The organism is Planomonospora alba, assembly GCF_039534085.1.
Lineage (GTDB): Bacteria > Actinomycetota > Actinomycetes > Streptosporangiales > Streptosporangiaceae > Planomonospora_B > Planomonospora_B alba.
Genome location: NZ_BAAAUT010000095.1, coordinates 1 through 17,089, shown reverse-complemented (window position 1 = coordinate 17,089; position 17,089 = coordinate 1). Strand labels below are relative to the sequence as shown.

Sequence of the window (17,089 nt, the reverse complement as noted above, 5' to 3'; positions counted from 1 at the left end):
GAGCACCGCCGGGCCGGGGCGCGCCCGGGTCGCCGCGGCCGCCGACGGGGAGGGCCGCGGCCGTGCCGGGCGGGCGGCCGCTCCCGGAGACGGTGCGGGAGGTGGCGCGGTGAGGATCCTGCTCTGGCACGTGCACGGCTCGTGGACCACGTCCTTCGTCCACGGCGAGCACGACTACCTGATCCCGCTCACCCCCGACCGGGGCCCCGACGGGCGCGGCCGGGCGCGCACCTTCCCCTGGCCGGACAGGGCGCGGGAGGTGCCCGCCGACCGGCTCCGCGGGGAGGAGGTGGACCTGGTCGTCCTGCAGCGCCCGCACGAGCTCGACCTGGCCGAGCGCTGGCTGGGCCGGCGCCCGGGCCGGGACGTGCCCGCCGTCTACGTCGAGCACAACACCCCCAAGGGCGAGGTCCCGGCCACCCGGCACCCGCTGGCCGACCGCGCCGACGTCCCGATCGTGCACGTGACGAACTTCAACGCCCTGTTCTGGGACAACGGCAGGGCCCCGGTCCGGATCATCGAGCACGGCGTGCTCGACCCCGGCCACCTGTACACCGGCGAGCTGCCCCGGGCCGGCGTCGTCGTCAACGAGCCGGTCCGGCGCGAGCGGGTCGCGGGGACCGACCTGCTGCCGCGGTTCGCCGAGGAGGTCCCGCTGGACGTGTTCGGCATGGGGGTCACCGGCCTGCCGGACCACCTGGGCGTGCCCGTCGGCGTCTTCGAGGACCTGCCGCAGGCCCGGATGCACGCCGAGCTGGCCCGGCGCCGGGTCTACCTGCACCCGTACCGGTGGACCTCGCTCGGGCTGTCCCTCATCGAGGCCATGATGCTCGGCATGCCGGTCGTGGCGCTGGCCGCCACCGAGGCCGTGGAGGCGGTCCCGCCGGAGGCCGGGGTGATCTCCACCCGGGTGCCCGTCCTGGTCGCCGCTCTGGAGGCCTTCTCCGGCGAGCCCGAGCTGGCCCGGCAGGTCGGCAAGCACGCCCGGGCCGCCGCGCTGGCCCGCTACGGGCTCGGCCGCTTCCTGGCCGACTGGGACCGCCTGATCGGTGAGGTCACCGGTGGCTGACCGGTGACCTCACCGGGTGACTTCCGTGATCGCCGGGGTAGGGGGCGGCCGTGAACGCAAGAGTGATCATGGTGGCGGCCGCGACCGCGGCGGCGGGGGCGGCCCTGACGGGGTGCGCCTCCGCCGACCGGGAGCCCGCCGTAGGGGTGGCGGAGCGCTTCTACGCGGCGGTGGCGACCGGGCAGGGCGGGCGGGCGTGCGCGCTGCTGGCCCCCGAGGCCGCCGAGGGCCTGCGCTCCGGCGGGCAGGCGTGCGAGCGGGCCGTGCTGGAGCTGGACCTGCCGGGCGGCGCGCCGGGCGGGGCGGAGGTCTGGGGGGACGAGGCCCAGGTGCGGCTGGCGCGCGACACCGTCTTCCTGCACCGCTTCCCGCAGGGCTGGCTGGTCCGGGCGGCGGGCTGCCGCCCGCGCGGCGCCCTGCCGTACTCGTGCGAGGTGGAGGGATGACCGTGCGGGTGATGTTCACCGTGACCCTCGTGATCATCGTGGTCGGCCTGGCGTACTTCTTCGCCCTCGGCCTGCTGCGCCGGTGAGGGAGGGAGGATCCATGCGGCGCTTCGCCAGGGACAACGCGCTCAGCCTGTTCTTCCTGCTGCTGTTCCTGCTGGCGCTGGCCGGGCAGTCCGTGGCCGGGACCGCGGCCTACAACGACCGGCGGCTCGCCGAGGGCGGGGCGGCGGTCTCCTGGCTGGGGTACGTCACCTCCTCGGACTTCGCGGTCGACGTCGCGGAGAACTGGCAGTCGGAGTACCTGCAGTTCCTGCTGTTCATCCTGGCCACGGTCTGGTGGGTGCAGCGGGGCTCCCCTGAGTCGAAGAAGCCCGGCAAGGAGGGCCCGGAGAGCGACGCCGACCAGCAGGTCGGGCCGTACGCCGGACCGGACGCTCCTCGCTGGGCGAAGGCGACCGGCCTGCGGCAGACGCTGTACGGCAACTCGCTGGGCATGGTGATGGGGCTGGTCTTCGCCCTGTCCTGGCTGGCCCAGTCGGTGGCGGGTCTGGCGGGCTGGAACGCCGAGCGCCTCTCCCGGCTGCAGGACCCGCTGAACTGGTGGGGGTACGTCACCTCGGCCGACTTCTGGAACCGCACGCTGCAGAACTGGCAGTCGGAGTTCCTCGCCGTGCTGTCGATGGTGGTGCTCTCCGTCTACCTGCGCCAGCGGGGGTCGCCGGAGTCCAAGCCCGTCGGCGCGCCGCACGCGGCCACCGACGTCGAGGGGTGAGCCCGGCCGGGCGGCCGCACCCCCGCCGGCCCGCACTGGAGGGGACATATCTCCTGATAACGGGCATAACACACCTGATGCGGGGTGCGGACCGGCGGGCGGGCGCGGGGAGGTGGGCCCGTGGAGAGACAGGACGGAGGCCGCGAGGCGCGGCGGCTGGAGGCGCTGCGGGCCACCGGCCTGCTGGAGGCCCCGCAGGCGCCGGTGCTGGACCAGGTGGCCCGGACGGCGGTCCGGCTGCTGGACGTCCCCGCCGCCCTGGTGACGCTGATCGCCGAGGACCGGCAGGTGATCCTCAGCGCCGCGGGCTCCGGTGACTCGCCGCCTCCGCGGCAGACCCCCCTGTCGCAGTCCATGTGCCGGTACCTGGTCCGCGACGACGCCCCGCTGACCGTGGGCGACGCCCGGCGCGACGAGCGCTGGGCCGGCATCGGGGCCGTCTCCCGCGGCGAGCTGACCGCCTACGCCGGGACCCCGCTGCACGCCCCCGGCGGCCCCCCGCTGGGCGCGCTGTGCGTGATCGACGGCCGCCCCCGTACCTGGACGCCGCAGGAGCTGGAGACGCTGGAGGCACTGGCCTCGGTGGCGGAGGCGGAGATCTCCTCGTGGACGGCCGAGCGCGGGGTCCGTCAGGAGCTGGAGCGGGAGCGCACGTTCCTGTCGGCGCTGCTGGACAGCCTGGACGTCCCGGTCTCGGCCTGCGACGCCGAGGGCCGGCTGGTCCGCTTCAACCAGCCGATGCGGGAGATCCTCCGGGTTCCCGAGCTGCCGGTGGACAGGGAGGTGTGGGCGCAGGCCTACCGGTTGTTCGACGCGGCGGGGAAGGACCTGCTCGACGTCGAGGAGCTGCCCCTGGTCCGGGCGCTGCGGGAGCGGTACGAGGGCCAGGAGGTGGTGGTCCGCCCGCCCGGCAGGCCTCCGCGCCGGTATCTGGTCAACGGCCGTCCGATCGACTCCCCCGACGGGCGCCGCCTCGGCGCGGTGGCCGTGGCGCACGAGATCACCGGCCGGCACCGCGTGCAGCTGCTCCGCGACGTCCAGCACGCCGTGGTCCGGGCACTGGCCGAGGCCGCCTCCGCCGACCAGGCCGCCTGCGGCGTGATCGGCGCGATCGCCGGCAGCCTCGGCTGGGCCTGCGGCGAGTACTGGCAGGCCGACCCCCAGGGCGCCCGCCTGACGCGCACCGGCTCCTGGACGCGGCCCGGACTCGACCTGTCGGCCTTCACCGGCCGGGAGCCGGCGGCCTTCCGCCCCGGGGAAGGGCTGCCCGGCCGGGTCGCCGCCGCCGGCCGTGCCCTCTGGATCCGCGACCTGCGGGCCGAACCGGAGGTCACGGCCCGTGTCCGGGAAGTGCTGGAGGCCGGACTGCGCACCGCCGTCGGGCTCCCCGTGCGCAGCGGCGAGCGGGTGCTGGCCGTGCTGGCCTTCTTCACCGACACCGTCGAGGAGCCCGACGACGAGCTGGTCGACCTGCTCCGCGGCGTCTGCGCGCACGTCGGCCGGTACATGGAGCGCCGCCGCGCCGAGGACCTCGCGCTGGCCCTGACCGCCAGCCGGCGCCGCTTCGACCAGATCGCCGCCCAGCTCGACGACCTGGTCTGGACCGTCGAGGTCGGCGAGGACGGCTCGGCCCGGCGGGTCTACCAGAGCGGGAACACCGCGGGGATCCTGGGCGGCCAGGTGCCGCTCGACGCCGACGCCGCGGCCCTCATCGGCGAGCGCGTCCACCCCGACGACCGGCCGGCCTTCGCGGAACTGCTCGCCGGGGTCCGCGAGGGCCGGCCGGTCCAGGCCGAGTACCGCCTCGTCGGCCTGGACGGCGTCACCCGCTGGGTCTGGACCCGGGCGCGGCCCCGCCGCGAGGACGGGCGGCTGATGGCCGACGGCATCTGCACCGACGTGACCGAGCGCCACCGGGTGGCGGACGAGCGCGAGCGGCTGCTCGCGCAGGAGCGGGAGCAGGTGCGCCGGCTGCGCGACCTGGACCGGATGAAGGACGAGCTGGTGGCCGTGGTCAGCCACGAGCTGCGCTCCCCCGTCGCGGTGATCCGCAGCTACGCCGAGATGCTCATGGACGAGTCCGGCCTGGACGACGAGCAGCGCATGTTCGCCGGCGTCATCGACCGCAAGAGCGCCCACCTGCAGCACCTGGTCGACGACCTGCTGGACCTGGCCCGGCTGGACTCCGGGCGCGTCGCCCTCGACCCGCGGCCCATCTCGCTGACCCGGCTGGTGCGCCAGGCCGTCGACGATCACCGGGCCGCCGCCGAGGCCAAGCGCCTGACCGTCGGCGTGGAGCTGGAACGCCACCTGCCCGTGCACGGCGACCCGCTGCGGCTCCGCCAGGTGCTGGACAACCTGCTGTCCAACGCGGTCAAGTACACCCCCGAGGGCGGCTCCGTCACCGTGACGGCCGGCTGCGGCGGCGGCGCGGCCCGCGGCGGGGGCGAGTGCCGGAGCGGGACGGTCACGCTGACCGTCGCCGACACCGGCATCGGCGTCCCGGCCGAGCAGTACCCCCGGCTGTTCGACCGCTTCTTCCGCGCCTCCACCGCGGTGGAGTCCGGGACCAAGGGCACCGGCCTGGGGCTGGCCATCACCAGGGCGATCGTCGAGGCGCACGGCGGCGAGATCACCGCCGGCCCCCGGGAGGGCGGCGGCACCGTCTTCACCGTCCGCCTGCCCGCGCAGGGGCCGCCGGGCTGAGCGCCCCGGCGCCGCCCGCGGGGCGGAGCCGGGGCCGGGCGTCAGCGGAAGCGGAACGGCCGGGGACCGGTGATGTCGTGGTCGTCGATGTGGTCGACGAGGTCGTCGTCCAGCCCGTTCTCCCTGACCAGCCGCGGGCCCATGTCGCGGACCTGGTCGGCCATGTCCTCCCGGCCGATCGTGTCGAAGGCGGCGCGCAGCCTGGCCAGGCCGCGGCCCATCTCCACGCTGGCCACGTGGGAGAGGGTGGCGGGCAGCGCCCGCTGCAGGCTCTTGACCGCCAGGTCCCGGTCGCGCTCCGGCAGCTGCGGCAGGATCTCGGCCAGGGTGGACAGCGCCACCGCGCAGGTCTGGTGCTGCCGGGAGGAGGTGCTGACCACCACCAGGTCCACCAGCGCCGCCACGATCCGCCGCTGCAGGGCGTCGTCGTAGACCACCGGCAGCGGCCCGCCGTACGCCTCGGCCTCCGGGACGCCCGCCGCGGCGCACCGGGCCGACAGGTCGCGCAGGGCCCCGACGGAGGCCAGCGCCACGTCCGGGTTCTGCCGGGTGGAGGTGGCCGCCCAGGCGATGTTGCCGAGCTGCTCGATGGCGTGGTCGGGGTCGACGTCGGCGTTGCGGACGCGGTCGATCGTGACGCAGTCGAGGACGCTGCCGGCGATCCGGCGGCGCTGCGCCTCGTCCCCGCCGCGGATGCGGGCGACGGTGTCGCCGTAGGCGAGCAGGTCGCCGATCCGCACCTGGAAGGAGACCTCGACGTCCTCCCCTGAGGGGGCGAGCAGCCTCTCCAGGCGGGCGGTGCTGATGTCGACCACGTAGCCGGTCGACCGGGTGGTCACCGGCAGCGACTCGCCGTCGCGCAGGGGCCGGGGGCGGGAGCGGGCCAGCAGGGGCAGCTGGCGCAGGCGGGCTCTGAAGGCCAGGTCCTGGATCGAGCGCACCACGGAGGTCGGGCGCATCTGGTCGATCATGACGTAGGCCATGAAGACGAGCAGGACGAGCGCTCCGGCGGCGAGCACGACGGCCAGCAGCGCCCCCACCCCGGCCCACCGCGGACGGGAGACGGCCATGACGAGGTAGGTGTAGGTGGCGCAGCCGGCGACGTAGCCGAAGTACGCCTGGTTCGCGCGGCGCCGCAGGAACTGGTCGAACACGACCGGCGCGACGGTCGTGGCGGTGTGCGAGATCGCCACCAGGAGCGCGGAGATGGTCAGCGTGGTCACCGTGACCAGCCCCGTCGCGATCACCCGCAGCATGGCGACGAGGTTCTCGTGCGGGAACAGCCGCAGGAAGGCGTCGCGGACCCCGGGCGGCCAGGCGGGGGAGGTCATGTCCGCCAGCGTGGCGCCGACCGCCAGGGCGACGGCCCCGAGCATCATGAGCAGAGGGGTCAGCAGGAACTCCGTCACCGACAGCCGGAGGCGGACCCGGAGGTCCTGCTGCGCAGGGACGAAGCGCCGTAATCGCGATATCTCGGACACCGTGCTCGGCGTACCCCCGGCCCCACCGGGTAAACGGCGGGCAAAGCCCGCCCCCGCCTCAGTCGTCCAGGCACCGCTCGGAGTCGACGATCCGCGCCCCCATGTTCCGCTCCATCATCCGCAGGGCCGCGTCCCCCAGGTCGGGGTGGATGGCGGCCACGCAGTCGCGCGGCACCCGGATGGAGAAGTGCCGCACGTAGGCGTCGAGCGCGCTGTACAGGATGCACTGCTCGGTCACCTGCCCGGCCAGGATCACCGTGCCGACGTCCCGGTGGGTCAGCAGGTACTCCAGCGAGGTGCCGTAGAAGGCGCTGTGGCGCACCTTGGCCAGGAACGGCCGGTCGGGCGGGGGCAGCACCGGCTCCACGAGGTCGGGGCGCCTGCCCTTGCGGGCCAGCGCCGCGATGTCCTCCCGGGTCGCCGCGAAGTCGCCGTGGTTGTCGTTGACGAAGACCAGCTCCACGTCCCGGCGCCCGTGCGCCCGGCCGACGAGCCCGGCCAGCGGCTCCACGATCCGTTCGACGCTCTCCGCCAGCAGGTCCGCGTCCTCGTGGTCGTACGGGTTCAGCATGTCCATGACGATCAGCGCCGCTCTGCTCATGCCTGCCTCCTATCCCCGTGTCCACCCTTCATTCCGGGTCCGTTTCATCCGCTCTCCGGCGGGAAGCCGCACAACCCAGGAAAACCTGCGAAAGGAGCGAGGATGACGACCGCACGGGAGATCATGACTCCGAACGCGGAGTGCGTGAACGCGGACGAGCCGGTCCTCAAGGCCGCCGAGAAGATGGCGCGGCTGGGCGTGGGCTCCCTGCCGATCTGCGGCACCGACGACCGCCTCAAGGGCGTGCTCACCGATCGGGACATCGTGGTGAAGGTGCTCGCCCAGGGCAAGGACCCGGCCTCCTGCACGGCCGGCGAGCTGGCCCAGGGAGAGGCCGTGACCATCGGCGCCGACGACGACGCCGGTGAGATCCTCCGGACGATGGCCTCGCACAAGGTGCGCAGGCTCCCGGTGATCGACGGCCACGAGCTCGTCGGGGTCGTGGCCCTGGCGGACGTGGCCCGGGCGCTCCCCGACCGCCCGGTCGGCGACCTGCTCGACGCGATCAGCACCGACTGACGCGGGTCCGCCCGTACGGCCGCGGGGCCGCCCTCCCCCGGGAGGGCGGCCCCGCCGGTCGCGGGCCGGGGTTCACGCCCGCGCCGTCGCGGCGCTCACGCCTGCGCCGTCACGGCCCGCTCGTTCGGCACGCAGTGGGTCATCTTCAGGCCGCTGACGTCGCGCGGCCCGTTCTTGCCCAGCCTGGCCAGGCGCTCGCGGTCCTCGTCGGTGAGGTCCTGGCTGGCCAGCGGCTCCAGGTGCGAGACGTCGTCCGGGCCGATGCCGAGCCCCTCGCCGACGCGCAGGCCCAGGTCGTCCTCGACCAGCAGCAGGTGCCAGACCATGCGCTCCTGGATGGGGCGCTCGCACTGCGAGAGCATCGTGACGAAGTTGAGCACGAGGTCGTCGCGCTCCCACTGCTCCATCAGCAGGTAGCGCTGGCCGGCCTGCTTGTAGTCGTTGGTGCGCGGGATGCGCTTGCGGGTCAGGCGCCCGGTGATGGTCGGCCCCTGCTCGTCGTGCGTGGGGAGTTGCGCCTCGCGCAGGCCTCCGGTGATGGACGGCTCGTAGTTGACGTGCGGGTTCTCCCCCGCGCCGTCGACGTGGTAGGTCATGAACCCGTCGCGCTGGTTGGTGCGCACGTCGGCGTTCTTGGCCTGGTTGACCGGGAGCTGCAGGTAGTTCGGGCCCACCCGGTAGCGCTGGGTGTCGCTGTAGGAGAAGGTCCGGCCGACCAGCATCTTGTCGTCGGAGAAGTCCAGCCCGTCGACGAGCACGCCGGTGCCGAACGAGATCTGCTCGTTCTCGGCGAAGTTGTTCTCCACGTTCCGGTTGAGGACCATCCGGCCGACGGGCAGCGCCGGGAACCGGTCCTCCGGCCAGACCTTGGTGTCGTCCAGCGGGTCGAAGTCCAGCTCGGGGTGCTCGTCGTCGGTCATGATCTGCACCAGCAGCTCCCACTCGGGGTAGTCGCCGCGGTCGATGGCCTCGTGCAGGTCCCTGGTGGCGTGCCCGAGGTCGTTCGCCTGCACGGCCGCCGCGTCCGCCGCGGTCATGCTCCGCACGCCCTGCTTCGGCATCCAGTGGTATTTGACCAGATGCGTCTCTCCGTGCTGATTGACCCATTTGTACGTATTTACGCCGAACCCTTGCATGTGCCGGTAGTCCGCCGGGATGCCCCGCGGGCTGAAGAGGTTGACCAGCATGTGCATGCACTCGGGCGTCTGCGACATGAAGTCGAAGATCCGGTTGGGCTCCTGCCGGAACGTCACCGGGTCCGGCTTGAGCGCGTGGATGACGTCGGGGAACTTGATGGCGTCCCGGATGAAGAAGACGGCCAGGTTGTTGCCGACCAGGTCCCAGTTGCCGTCCTCGGTGTAGAACTTCACCGCGAACCCGCGCGGGTCGCGCGCGCACTCGGACGAGTCGCGCCCGCCGATCACGGTGGAGAACCGTACGGCGACGTCGGTGCGCTTGCCCGGCTGCTGGAAGAGCTTGGCCCGGGTGTAGCGGCTGATCGGCTCGTCCCCGAGGTACCCGGTGGCCTCGAAGAAGCCGTAGGTCGTCACCCCGCGGGCGTGGACCACCCGCTCGGGGATGCGCTCCCGGTCGAAGTGGCTGATCTTCTCCAGGAACTGGTAGTTCTCCAGCGTGGCCGGGCCCCGGGCGCCGACCGTGCGCTGGTTCTGGTTGTCGTAGACCGGATGTCCCTGCCGGTTGGTCAGCACCGGACGTTCGTCGCCCGGCTGCGGTCCCATGCTCGACACGTCCGTCATGATGAGCTTGCCTCCCTCGGCGTCGGCTTCCGGGCTCTCCTATCCGCTGCGGGCCGGGTTATAGCCGCGGCACCGAGAATCTCCGGAAAAATGCCGAGGTCCGGGCTCTGGGCGCCGGCCCGTCGGCGGCGCCCGGAGCCCGGGGGGTCAGCGCGCGTCCGCGGTGCGCTTCCGGTTCGCCTTCCTGATGGCCTCGACGAGCTGCTGCTTGGTCATCGTGGACCGGCCCCGCACGTCCAGGCGCCTGGCGATGCCGTACAGGTGCTCCCTGGAGGCGGAGGCGTCCACCCCCTCGGCGGTCCTGCCCGTCCTGGGCGTGCTCCTGGCCGCCTGGGCGTCGGACGGCCCCTTGCGGCCGTTCTCCTTCGGCTCCCAGTGGTCGCCGACCTTCTCGAAGGAGTGCTTCAGCGCGGCGAAGGCCGTGCGGTGCGCCCGCTCGCCCTCCCCGTAGGTCTCCACCGCCGAGTCGTGCGCCTTGATCCAGGTCTCCTGCGCCTTCTTCGGAGAGCGCCGCAGGGTCGACGGCAGCTCCTCGCGTGCCGGCATCGTGCCATCACCTCGTTCCGCTTGCCTGTGGCCTTGCGCCCGTCGCCTGCCCCGCCCGCCGGAGAACATGCGCCCCGTGCATGCACGGGGCGTGCCTGGGTACGGGAGCGGTCTGATTACGCAAGGAGGGTTGAGCATGACTCGCGAACCTCAGCGCCCGGAGGAGACGTCACGCACCGGCAGGACGATGGTGCCCGCGACTCCCCGCGATGTGGTCCATATCCGGCTGGGCTCGTTCGCCCTGATCGCCACGCTCGGCATCGGCGTGCTCGGGATCATCGCGGGCATCCCGCTGCTGACCGGGGTGATGGCGGTGCTGGCCGTGGTGGCCGCCGTGGACATGGCGGTGGCCACCCGCAGGCAGAACCAGGAGCGTGAACGGCACGACGGGATGAGCGAGGCGGGCTGAGCAGCCCTCCGGGACCGCGCTCCGGGGCCGCCGGGGGGACCTGCGCCGGGCGGCCCCGCCCGCTCCGGTGGGCGGCCGGCACCCGCCCGGCGCACGGCCGGGCGCACCGGGACACGGTGCGGGCACGCCGTACGGCTCCGGCCGGAGAGGGACACGGCCCGGCCAGGCCCCGTCAGGAGGACAGGTCGACCGCCTCCGGGGAGAGGATGTGGTCGAGGACCAGGTGGGCGCAGCCGGTGATGCCCGCCCCGGGTCCGAGACGGCTTCGCTCGATGCGCAGGTTGCGGGTGGCCAGCGCGGTCGAGCGGCGGTAGACGACCTCGCGCACGCCCGACACCAGGGGCTGGAACGCCTCGGCGACGTCCCCGCCGAGGACGACCACGGCGGGGTTGAGGATGTTGACCGCGCTGGCCACCACCTCGCCCAGCATCCGGGCCGCGTCGCGGATCACCGTCATCGTCTCGGCGTCCCCGCCGCGGACCAGGCCCACCACGTCGGCGAGGGTCTTGACCTCGTGCCCCCGGGAGCGCAGCGCGCGCAGGATCGCGGTGGCGCTGGCGACCGAGTCGAGGCAGTCGGTGTTGCCGCAGCGGCAGAGCACTCCCCCGCCGTCGCGGACCGGGATGTGCCCGATCTCCCCGGCCGCGCCCAGCGCGCCGCGCAGGATCTCGCCGCCCGCGATGACGCCCGCGCCGATCCGGGTGGAGACCTTGACGAACAGCAGGTCGTCGGCCTCGCCCGCGTAGACCGCGCGGTGCTCGCCGATCGCGATGACGTTCACGTCGTTGTCGAGGAAGACGGGCACGGGGAAGCGCCCGGCGATGATCGGCGGGATCGCCACCCCGGTCCAGCTCGCCATGATGCGGGCGCTCTCGGTACGGCGGGCCGCGAACTCCACGGTGGCGGGCACGCCGAGGCCGACGCCGCGGACCAGGGAGACGGGGCGGTCGCCGAGCAGCTCCTCCCAGGTCCGCATGACCAGGGGCAGCACGACGTCGGGCCCCTCCTCGACGTCGACGGCGAGCTCGGTGCCGGCCAGCACCCCGGCGGCGAGGTCGCAGACCGCGATCTGCGCGCGGCTCGCCCCCAGCGCGGCGACCAGCACGAGGCCGCCTGCGGCGTTGAAGGCCAGGCGGGTGGGCGGGCGCCCGCCGGTGGAGGGACCCTCGCTGTCCTCCACGATCAGGCGCCGGTCCAGCAGCTCGGTGACGCGCAGGGAGACCGCGGGCCGGGACAGGCCGGTGACCCTGCCGATGTCCGCGCGCGTGACGGCCTCGCCCGTGCGGATGAGGCGGAGCACCTCACCGCTCGTGGCGAGCGCGGCAGCGGGACGTCGAGGCATCGGCTCAGTGAACCACACCCGGTTAGGAAATGAAAAGTTCCGACTTTCTCATCTCAAATGACAAAACTCTGCTTGTGCAAAGCGCAAGATCTAGCTAGTGTCCGATCTATCCCTGAACCGGTAGATCAATCACGGAGCTCCCTCATGTCCGAGACCCCCCACCCCGCCGACCTGATCGTCTTCGGCGGCACCGGCGACCTCTCCATGCGGAAGCTCCTCCCGGCGCTCTACCACTGCGACCGCGACGGGCTGCTCGCCCGGGAGACCCGGATCATCGCCCTGTCCCGCGGCGGCCTGGACGACGCCGACTTCCGCGGCAAGGTCGACGCGCAGGTCCGCGGCTCGGTGCCGGTGGACGGCCCCGCCGAGCAGGAGCTGTGGCAGCGCTTCCTGGCCCGCCTGCACCACGTCACCATCGACGTCACCGGCGAGGACCCCACCGGCTGGACGAGGCTCGGCGAGCTGCTCGCCGGCCACGAGGAGCGCGACCGGGTGTTCTACCTGGCCAGCCCGCCCATGACGTTCGGCCCCTTCTGCCGCCAGGCGCACCGCGCCGGCCTGGTCACCCCCGCCTCCCGGGTGGTGCTGGAGAAGCCGCTCGGCCGCGACCTGGCCAGCGCGCAGGCCATCAACGACGAGGTCGGCGCGATCTTCCACGAGCGGCAGATCTTCCGCATCGACCACTACCTCGGCAAGGAGACCGTCCAGAACCTCCTCGTGCTCCGCTTCGCCAACGCGTTCCTGGAGCCGATCTGGAACTCCCTGTGGATCGACCACGTGCAGATCACCGTCGCCGAGACCGTCGGCACGCCCGGCCGCCGCGGCTACTACGACCACGCCGGCGCGCTGCGCGACATGGTCCAGAACCACCTGCTCCAGCTGCTCTGCCTGGTCGCCATGGAGGCCCCGGCGCGCAACGACCGCGAGTCCATCCGCGACGAGAAGGTCAAGGTCCTGCAGGCGCTGCGGCCGATCGCCGGCAGCGAGGTGGACCGCTTCACCGTCCGCGGCCAGTACACCGCCGGCGTCTGCGGCGGCGTGCCGGTGCCCGGCTACCTCGACGAGCCCGACAGCAAGCCGCCCACCGAGGCCTCCCACCGGGTCGAGACCTTCGCCGCCATCCGCGCCGAGGTGAAGAACTGGCGCTGGGCGGGCGTGCCGTTCTACCTGCGCACCGGCAAGCGCATGCCGTACCGGTGCTCGGAGATCGTGGTGCAGTTCAAGGACGTGCCCCACTCGATCTTCCCCGGCAGCGCGCCCAACCGGCTGGTGCTGCGGCTGCAGCCGAGCGAGGGCATCCGGCTGCACATCATGGCCAAGGAGCCGGGCGCGGGCGAGGTGGCGCTCAAGCCGGTCCCGCTGAGCCTGAGCTTCGCCGACACCTTCACCGGCCGGGTGCCCGACGCCTACGAGCGGCTGCTCATGGACGTGCTGGCCGGCAACCCGACGCTGTTCATGCGGCGCGACGAGGTGGAGGCCGCCTGGCGGTGGATCGACCCGATCCTCACCGAGTGGGAGTCGCAGAGCATGCTGCCCGAGCCGTACCCGGCGGGCACCCCGGGCCCCGCCGGGGCGCACGAGCTCGTCGGCCGCAGCGGCCGCACCTGGCACGACGAGGACCCCTCGTGACCCGTCCCCCCGGCCCCGCGCCGCGACCCGAGACCCGAACCGAGACCGACACCGACACAGGAGGCCGGATGCATCCCGTCGTCCAGGAGGTCACCGACCGCCTGATCGAGCGCAGCCGCGCCAGCCGCGGCGCCTACCTGGCGCGGCTGGAGGCGGAGGCCGCGGCGGCCCGCGAGCGCGGGCCCGCCCGCTCCAGCCTGGGCTGCGCCAACCTGGCGCACGGCTTCGCCGCCGCCGGCGTCGACAAGCCCGCCCTGCGCGCGAGCACCAGGCCCGGCGTGGCGATCGTCTCCAGCTACAACGACATGCTCTCGGCGCACCAGCCGTACGAGACCTACCCGGCCGTGCTCAAGGAGGCGGTGCGCGCGGCGGGCGGCGTCGCCCAGTTCGCCGGCGGCGTGCCCGCGATGTGCGACGGCATCACGCAGGGCCGCGCGGGCATGGAGCTGTCGCTCTACAGCCGCGAGGTCATCGCGATGGCCACCGCGGTCGCCCTGTCCCACGACATGTTCGACGCCTCGCTCCTGCTGGGCGTCTGCGACAAGATCGTGCCGGGCCTGCTGATCGGCGCGCTGCACTTCGGCCACCTGCCCGCGGTGTTCGTGCCCGCCGGGCCGATGACCTCCGGCCTGCCCAACAAGGTCAAGGCCCGCACCCGGCAGCTGTACGCCGAGGGCAAGGTCGGCCGCGAGGAGCTGCTGGACGCCGAGGCGAAGTCCTACCACTCCCCCGGCACCTGCACCTTCTACGGCACCGCCAACTCCAACCAGGTCATGATCGAGGTCATGGGCCTGCACCTGCCGGGCGCGACCTTCGTCAACCCGCGCACCGAGCTGCGCGAGGCCCTGACGCGGGCGGCGGGCCGGCGCGCGGTGGAGATCACCGCGCACGGCGCCGAGTACGCCCCGGTCGGCAGGGTCGTCGACGAGAAGGCCGTCGTCAACGCGTGCGTGGCGCTGCTGGCCACCGGCGGCTCCACCAACCACACCATGCACCTGGTGGCCATCGCCGCGGCGGCCGGCATCGAGCTGCTCTGGGACGACCTGGACGCGCTGTCGAAGGCGGTCCCGCTGCTGGCGCGCATCTACCCCAACGGCCAGGCGGACGTGAACCACTTCCACGCCGCCGGCGGCATGCAGGTGCTGATCGGCGAGCTGCTCGACGCCGGGCTGCTCCACCGCGACGTGCTGACCGTCGCCGGGCGCGGGCTGGACCACTACCGCTCCGCCCCCGAGCTGAAGGACGGCGAGCCGGTCTGGACCGAGCGCACCGAGGGCAGCACCGACCTCGACGTGCTCCGCCCGGCGAGCGACCCCTTCTCCCCCGACGGCGGCATCTGCATGCTCGACGGCAACCTGGGCCGCGCGGTCAGCAAGATCTCGGCCGTCAAGCCCGAGCACCGGGTGGTCGAGGCCCCGGCCAAGGTCTTCGACGACCAGCTGGAGCTGCTGCGCGCCTTCGAGGCGGGCGAGCTGGACGGGCAGGACTTCGTGGCGGTCATCCGCTACCAGGGGCCGAGGGCGAACGGCATGCCCGAGCTGCACAAGCTCATCCCGCCGCTGGCGGTCCTGCTCGACCGCGGGCAGCGGGTGGCGATCGTCACCGACGGCCGCCTGTCGGGCGCCTCCGGCAAGGTCCCGGCCGCCATCCACCTGTCGCCCGAGGCCGCGCACGGCGGCCCCATCGCGCTGGTCAGGGACGGCGACCCCATCCGCCTCGACTCCGCGGCGGGCACCCTGGAGCTGCTCGTCCCGGACGAGGAGCTGGCCGCCCGCACCCCGCAGGGCGCCCCGCTCACCGACGCGCAGTGGGTGGGCACCGGCCGCGAGCTGTTCGCCGCCTTCCGCGCCGCGGCCGGCCCGGCCGAGCGCGGCGCCGGCGTCTTCGCGCTGAACGGCCGCGCCGAGGCCGAGAGCGCGGCCCGCGCCGCGGCCGGAGAGGCGAGGTGAGCGCGCCGCGCCGCACCGCCTCCGGGCGCGCGGCCGCCCACTCCGCCTCCGGGCGCGCGGCCTCCCTCCCCGAGGGGGCCGCATGAACCTCCCCTGGCTCGTCGCCGACATCGGCGGCACCAACGCCCGGTTCGGGCTGGTCACCGAGATCGGCGTCCGGCCCGGGGCGGTGGCCGTACTGGCCGGAAGGGATCACGACGGGCTTCCCGAAGCCGTAGCCGCCTATCTCGCAGACCATGCGGGCGGAGTTCAGCCGGGAGCGGCCTGTCTGGCGATCGCGGGACCGGTGGAGGGCGACCGCTACCGGCTGACCAACGCCGGGTGGTCGGGGTCGGTGCGCGACCTGGGCATCCCCCACGTCGAGCTGCTCAACGACTTCGAGGCCCTGGCCGCCTCCCTGCCGCACCTGGCCGCGGGCGACCTGGTCCCCCTGGGCGGCCCCGAGCCGTCGCGCGGGGTCAAGGCGGTGCTCGGCCCGGGCACCGGCCTCGGCGTCGCGGGCCTGGTGCCCACGGCGGCGGGCTGGACGCCGCTGCCCGGCGAGGGCGGGCACGTGACCGTGCCGGTGCTGGACGAGCGGGACCGCGAGGTCGTCCGGGCGCTGCACGCCGGCGGGCTCGAGCACGTGGTGGCCGAGCACCTGCTGTCGGGGCCGGGGCTGACCCGGCTCCACCGGGCGCTGGCGGCGGTGCGCGGGGTGGACGCGCCGTCCCTGCCCGCCGCGGAGATCGTGGCCCGCCTGGACGACACGCTGTGCGCGGAGACCGTCGAGGTCTTCTGCGGCCTGCTCGGCACCTTCGCCGGGAACGTCGCGCTGACCATGGGCGCCCGGGGCGGCGTCTACCTCGGCGGCGGCGTGCTGCCGCGTATCGTGGACCGCGTCCTGGCCAGCGACTTCCGCCGCCGGTTCGAGGCCACCCCGACCCTCGGCGACTACCTGTCCGCCATCGCCACGACGCTGATCGTGGCGCCGCAGCCGGCCCTCACCGGCGCCGCCGCCTGGCTGGCCCAGTGCCTGGCCGGCACGTCCGACCTGGAGTACGCATGAGTCTGCTCGACATCGCCCCGGTGGTCCCGGTCGTCGTCATCGACGACGTGGAGACCGCGGTGCCCCTGGCCCGCGCCCTGGTCGCAGGCGGCCTGCCGGTCATCGAGGTCACGCTCCGCACGTCCTGCGCGCTGGAGGCGATCCGGCGGATCGCCGCCGAGGTGCCCGGCGCGGTGACCGGCGCCGGGACCGTGCGGACCCCGGCGGACGTCGCCGCCTCCGTGGAGGCGGGCGCGAGGTTCCTGGTCAGCCCGGGCAGCACGGCCTCCCTGGTGGACGCCATGGCGGGCAGCGGCGTGCCGTTCCTGCCCGGCACGGCCACCGCGTCGGAGGTCATGGCGCTGGCCGAGCGCGGGGTGACCGAGATGAAGTTCTTCCCCGCCGAGGCCGCGGGCGGCGTGCCGTACCTGAAGTCGCTGGGCGGCCCGCTGCCGGAGGTGCGGTTCTGCCCGACGGGCGGGATCAAGCCCGGCACTGCCCCGGACTACCTCGCGCTGCCGAACGTCGGCTGCGTGGGCGGGACCTGGCTCACCCCGGCCGACGCGCTGGCCGCGGGCGACTACGCGCGGATCGAGAAGCTGGCCGCGGAGGCGGCGGCGCTGCGCGGCGCCTCCTGACCCGGCGCCTCCTGACCCGGCGCCTCCTGACCCGGCGCCCGTCGGCCCCGGGTCTCCTGAGACGTGCGTGCGGGCCCTTCCTCCCTCGGCCCGCACGCTGCCACGAGCCGCCGCGACCCGGTTCACGACTCGTGGAGACCGGCTCATGGCCGCCCACCGGCGGCCATGAGCCGTCGCCGTCTTCCGGGCCGGGAC

General features: G+C 74.0%; 15 protein-coding genes. 10 read left to right on the top strand and 5 right to left on the bottom strand.

Translation table 11 applies throughout. From position 1 onward, the window contains the following. The first annotated feature begins 109 nt into the window (after positions 1-109). The 4 genes from ABD823_RS32925 (at position 110) to ABD823_RS32910 (ending at position 4,996) form a co-directional block, all read left to right on the top strand. Entirely contained in the window at positions 110-1,069 is a 960-nt protein-coding gene (locus ABD823_RS32925) for a glycosyltransferase (RefSeq protein ID WP_344866592.1), read from the top strand. Positions 1,070-1,119: 50 nt separating this feature from the next. Beyond that, positions 1,120-1,515 (top strand): hypothetical protein, encoded by a 396-nt coding sequence (locus ABD823_RS32920; protein ID WP_344866591.1) that lies wholly within the window; start codon positions 1,120-1,122, stop codon positions 1,513-1,515. Between the two features lie 100 nt (positions 1,516-1,615). After that, entirely contained in the window at positions 1,616-2,290 is a 675-nt protein-coding gene (locus tag ABD823_RS32915) for a DUF6766 family protein (protein WP_344866589.1), read from the top strand. A 120-nt stretch (positions 2,291-2,410) separates the two neighbouring features. Continuing rightward, entirely contained in the window at positions 2,411-4,996 is a 2,586-nt protein-coding gene (locus ABD823_RS32910) for an ATP-binding protein (protein WP_344866587.1), read from the top strand. A 41-nt stretch (positions 4,997-5,037) separates the two neighbouring features. Here the strand turns inward: ABD823_RS32910 and ABD823_RS32905 are convergent, their stop codons facing one another. Together ABD823_RS32905 and ABD823_RS32900 are read right to left on the bottom strand one after the other, a co-directional pair. Further along, positions 5,038-6,477, bottom strand: a complete 1,440-nt coding sequence (locus ABD823_RS32905) for a DUF2254 family protein (protein ID WP_344866585.1) — start codon at positions 6,475-6,477, stop codon at positions 5,038-5,040. Positions 6,478-6,535: 58 nt separating this feature from the next. Continuing rightward, positions 6,536-7,078: a cysteine hydrolase family protein gene (locus ABD823_RS32900; protein ID WP_344866583.1), complete on the bottom strand. Its 543-nt coding sequence runs from the start codon at positions 7,076-7,078 to the stop codon at positions 6,536-6,538. 102 nt (positions 7,079-7,180) lie between these two features. On the opposite strand from ABD823_RS32900, the gene ABD823_RS32895 reads away from it, so the two are divergent. Next, positions 7,181-7,597, top strand: a complete 417-nt coding sequence (locus tag ABD823_RS32895) for a CBS domain-containing protein (protein ID WP_344866581.1) — start codon at positions 7,181-7,183, stop codon at positions 7,595-7,597. A gap of 95 nt (positions 7,598-7,692) precedes the next feature. Here the strand turns inward: ABD823_RS32895 and ABD823_RS32890 are convergent, their stop codons facing one another. Both ABD823_RS32890 and ABD823_RS32885 read right to left on the bottom strand, forming a co-directional pair. Beyond that, complete coding sequence (locus tag ABD823_RS32890) at positions 7,693-9,354, bottom strand: catalase (protein WP_344866578.1); 1,662 nt, start codon at positions 9,352-9,354, stop codon at positions 7,693-7,695. A gap of 147 nt (positions 9,355-9,501) precedes the next feature. Beyond that, positions 9,502-9,900 (bottom strand): ChaB family protein, encoded by a 399-nt coding sequence (locus ABD823_RS32885; protein WP_344866576.1) that lies wholly within the window; start codon positions 9,898-9,900, stop codon positions 9,502-9,504. Between the two features lie 136 nt (positions 9,901-10,036). Here ABD823_RS32885 and ABD823_RS32880 point away from each other — a divergent pair, with 136 nt between their 5' ends. Further along, positions 10,037-10,309 carry a hypothetical protein gene (locus ABD823_RS32880; RefSeq protein WP_344866574.1) on the top strand — a complete coding sequence of 91 codons (273 nt, stop codon included), beginning with the start codon at positions 10,037-10,039 and terminating at the stop codon, positions 10,307-10,309. Positions 10,310-10,481: 172 nt separating this feature from the next. Here ABD823_RS32880 and ABD823_RS32875 read toward each other — a convergent pair whose 3' ends face one another. Continuing rightward, positions 10,482-11,651: an ROK family transcriptional regulator gene (locus ABD823_RS32875; protein WP_344866572.1), complete on the bottom strand. Its 1,170-nt coding sequence runs from the start codon at positions 11,649-11,651 to the stop codon at positions 10,482-10,484. Between the two features lie 144 nt (positions 11,652-11,795). On the opposite strand from ABD823_RS32875, the gene zwf reads away from it, so the two are divergent. The 4 genes from zwf (at position 11,796) to eda (ending at position 16,894) form a co-directional block, all read left to right on the top strand. Then, entirely contained in the window at positions 11,796-13,280 is a 1,485-nt protein-coding gene (gene zwf / locus ABD823_RS32870; RefSeq protein WP_344866570.1) for a glucose-6-phosphate dehydrogenase, read from the top strand. Positions 13,281-13,348: 68 nt separating this feature from the next. Further along, the gene (gene edd / locus ABD823_RS32865; RefSeq protein ID WP_344866568.1) at positions 13,349-15,229 is read left to right on the top strand and encodes a phosphogluconate dehydratase; all 1,881 of its coding nucleotides are present in this window, start codon (positions 13,349-13,351) and stop codon (positions 15,227-15,229) included. Between the two features lie 82 nt (positions 15,230-15,311). Then, positions 15,312-16,277 carry a glucokinase gene (locus tag ABD823_RS32860; protein WP_344866566.1) on the top strand — a complete coding sequence of 322 codons (966 nt, stop codon included), beginning with the start codon at positions 15,312-15,314 and terminating at the stop codon, positions 16,275-16,277. After that, positions 16,274-16,894 (top strand): bifunctional 4-hydroxy-2-oxoglutarate aldolase/2-dehydro-3-deoxy-phosphogluconate aldolase, encoded by a 621-nt coding sequence (gene eda, locus ABD823_RS32855; protein WP_344866564.1) that lies wholly within the window; start codon positions 16,274-16,276, stop codon positions 16,892-16,894. Before ABD823_RS32860 ends, eda begins: the two co-directional genes overlap by 4 nt. Positions 16,895-17,089 lie beyond the last annotated feature (195 nt).